At 63.4% G+C, this 3,189-nt stretch carries 4 protein-coding genes; all 4 read left to right on the top strand.

What is annotated here, in order from left to right; genetic code table 11:
• The coding region (locus tag RCH91_RS17655) for a 4Fe-4S dicluster domain-containing protein (protein ID WP_306536326.1) at nt 1-271 on the top strand (271 nt) is incomplete at its 5' end.
• A gap of 52 nt (nt 272-323) precedes the next feature.
• A complete protein-coding gene (locus RCH91_RS17650) occupies nt 324-833 on the top strand; it encodes a hydrogenase iron-sulfur subunit (RefSeq protein ID WP_306536325.1) in 510 nt (169 codons plus the stop codon).
• Nucleotide 834: 1 nt separating this feature from the next.
• The gene (locus tag RCH91_RS17645) at nt 835-1,782 is read left to right on the top strand and encodes a 4Fe-4S dicluster domain-containing protein (RefSeq protein WP_306536324.1); all 948 of its coding nucleotides are present in this window, start codon (nt 835-837) and stop codon (nt 1,780-1,782) included.
• Between the two features lie 156 nt (nt 1,783-1,938).
• Entirely contained in the window at nt 1,939-2,949 is a 1,011-nt protein-coding gene (locus tag RCH91_RS17640; protein WP_306536323.1) for a 4Fe-4S dicluster domain-containing protein, read from the top strand.
• Nucleotides 2,950-3,189: the final 240 nt, after the last annotated feature.

Genomic DNA, 3,189 nt, shown 5'->3' with positions numbered 1-3,189 from the left:
CCGGGACGAACTGGAGCGCGAACCCATCGTCGCCAAGGTGAACGAGAAGAACTGCGTGGCCTGCCTCTACTGCAAGAAGGTCTGCCCCTACGGCGCCGTGGAGGAGAAGGAGATCCGGGACCGGCAGGGGAACCTGATCCGGGTCGTGGCGTATGTCAACCCCGGGGTCTGCGGTGGCTGCGGCACCTGCCAGGCAACGTGCCCGTCCAAGAGCGTAGAGCTGGACGGGTACACGGATGAGCAGATCATGGCCATGATAGAATCGCTGTAGGGGCGCGGTCTCCGCGCCCTGGGCGGGGCAACCCCGCCCCTACGAGGAACCAATGCACGCTGAAAAGAAACCGCACGCATTCGAACCAAAAATCGTCGCCTTCGTCTGTACCTGGTGCACCTACGCCGGGGCGGACCTGGCCGGGACATCACGCATGCAATACCCGGCCAACACCCGGGTGGTGAAGTTCCCCTGCACCGGCCGCATCGATCCGGTCTTTATCCTGCGGGCCTTCCAGAAGGGGGCCGACGGGGTGCTTGTCTCCGGCTGCCATCCCGGCGACTGCCACTACATGGCCGGGAACTTCCACGCCCGCCGCAGATTTGCCGCCTTCCGGGCGCTCCTGGACTTCATCGGCGTCGACCTGCAGCGCTTGCAGTTCTCCTGGGTCTCTGCCGCAGAGGGGGGCAAATGGGTCCAGGTGGCCACGGAGCTCACCGAGCGGGTTCGCCAGATGGGGCCCCTGCGGGAGTTCAAGGAACTGGAGGCAGAGGAGCAGTGGTCCGGAGTTATCGACTCGCCGGAGCTCAAAGAGGCGTACGAGGCAGTGGGGAAGATCTGACATGAACAACACGGCCAAGAAACTCGATCCGGCAAGCACCATCGACCCCGCCCTCTACACCGCCGTCACCGACGCCATCCGCCAGGAAGCGAAAAAGGTCCTGGAAAGCGGCACCGTGGCCGCCGTGGTGGGGTGGCAGGCGGGACGTCGCGCGGGCACCGCCATGCCGGCCATCGTCACCGACCCGGCCGGGGCAGAAAAACTCATCTTTTCCCCGGCCTGCGTCAACAACCTGGCCCTCTACCTCACCAAGGCCAAGAAGGAGATCCGGAAGAAGGGGCGGATCGCCATCGTGGCCAAGGGGTGCGATCTCAAGGCCCTGGCTGGCCTCATGGGGGAGAACCAGCTGAAGCGCGAGGAGCTTCACATCATCGGCGTGGTCTGCGCCGGGGTCCAGGGGAGCGGCGCCGACAGGAGCCTCCCCCTTTCCGAAGAGACCATGGCGCGCAAATGCCGGGAGTGCACCGTGCACACCCCCGAGGGGACCGACGCGACCGTCGGCACCCTGCCCGAGTTGCCCCACTTCACCCCGGCGGAGTCCGAGGAGCTGGCGCGGCTGGAGGCCATGACCCCGGCGGAGCGGTGGAGCTTCTGGAAGGAGCACTTCTCCCGCTGCCTCCGCTGCTATGCCTGCCGCCAGGTCTGTCCCTTCTGCTACTGCGAGCAGTGCCTGTGCGACCGAAACCGCCCCCAGGCGGTGGAGACCACCCCGCGGCCCGCCGGGAACATGGCGTGGCATATCGTGCGCGCCATGCATCTGGCCGGAAGATGCGCCGGCTGTGCCGAGTGCGAGCGGGTCTGCCCCATGGACATCCCCCTGAATCTGTTGAACCGCAAGATGGCGAAAGAGCTGAAGGAGCTCTACGGCTTCGAGGCAGGGTTCGAACCGAAGGAGAAGGGGCCGTTGGCGGAGTACCGGGAAGACGACGACCAGTCGTTCATCAAATAACCAAAACCTCAAAACCTGGAATAACACGGAGCAACGGAGCACACGGAGAAAACCGAAAAACAGAAAAAGGCAACTGGTTTAAGGGTTTACCCTCAAAGATTGGATTTAAGCCGTTCTCCGTTGCTCCGTTGCTCCGTGTTATCAAAAGGGTTATCCATGCCAAAGATGATCACCGAACCAAACCTCCGCCGTCTCATCGACACGCTTGTCACTGAAGGAAAGCGGGTCGTGGGCCCCAGGGCCGCCGGCACCATGACCCTCTACGAGCCCTTGTCAGCAGGCGAGGAGCTGAACCTGGGGGAGCTTCCCCGCCGCTCCGGCAAGGAGACCTTCTTCCCCCTCTGCGAGACCATCCTCACCTACGAGCGGGACAAGGAGGGGGTCACGGTCAGCGACGTGGACCCGACCCGCTTCCCGGAAACGGTCCTCATCGGCGCCCGCCCCTGCGACGTGGCCGCCGCCCCGGTCCTGGACGCGGTCTTTTCCTGGGATTTCAAGGACGAGTTTTACCTCGCGCGCCGGAGAAAGACCACCATCATCGGCCTGGCCTGCACGAAAGCCGACGATGCCTGCTTCTGCACCGCGGTGGGGCTCTCTCCCAAGGACACGAAGGGGAGCGACCTGTTCCTCACCCCGCTTCGGGATGGCGGCTACCGCTGCGACCCGGTGACGGAGAAGGGAGAGGCGCTCCTCGCCGCCCATGGCGACCTTTTCGCCGACGGCACCGGCGAGCCCCTTCCCCTGGCCGAGCCCGCCCTGGGTAAGCTCGACCTGGACAAAATCAAGAGCTGGCTCGACAGCCACTTTGAGGACCCCCTCTGGGAGGAGATTGCCTCCCGCTGCGCCGGCTGCGGCGCCTGCGCCTTCCTCTGCCCCGCCTGCCACTGCTTCGACATCAGCGACGAGGGGGGCGAGGCGAAAGGGGCGCGGCGAAAGCACTGGGACGCCTGCGGCTTCGGCAAGTTCACCGGTCACGCCTCGGGCCACAACCCCCGCGAGGTGCAGCCCCAGCGCTACCGCAACCGGATCATGCACAAGTTCACGTACTACGTGGACAAGTTCGACCAGAGGCTGTGCACCGGCTGCGGCAGGTGCATCCGCGCCTGCCCGGTGGGGATCGACATCGCGGCGGTTTTGGAAGAGATCAATTCAAAAGGCCAAGAATAACACGGAGCAACGGAGCACACGGAGAAAGGCGTAAAACCCAAAGAATTAATCAGGTAATCAGGATAGAGCATAATGCCTGAACTTCCTGAATATCTCAGTTATACGAAGTTGATTTTGTTTTTCTCCGTTGCTCAGTTGCTCCGTGTTATTAAAAAAGGTTTTCTCCATGTGCGATCACAGCAAAAACATCTACCTCCCCCAGCTCGCCACCATCGCGGAGATTGTCGACGAGACCGCCGA

Origin of the sequence: Geobacter sp., from assembly GCF_030834625.1 — a bacterium.
Lineage (GTDB): Bacteria > Desulfobacterota > Desulfuromonadia > Geobacterales > Geobacteraceae > Geobacter.
This window is presented reverse-complemented; position numbering and strand designations above follow the sequence as displayed.

Excerpts from the sequence above, each read along its gene's own strand:
- RCH91_RS17645 (WP_306536324.1), top strand. The coding sequence starts at position 835 with ATGAACAACACGGCCAAGAAACTCGATCCGGCAAGCACCATCGACCCC.
- RCH91_RS17650 (WP_306536325.1), top strand. The coding sequence starts at position 324 with ATGCACGCTGAAAAGAAACCGCACGCATTCGAACCAAAAATCGTCGCC.
- RCH91_RS17640 (WP_306536323.1), top strand. The coding sequence starts at position 1,939 with ATGCCAAAGATGATCACCGAACCAAACCTCCGCCGTCTCATCGACACG.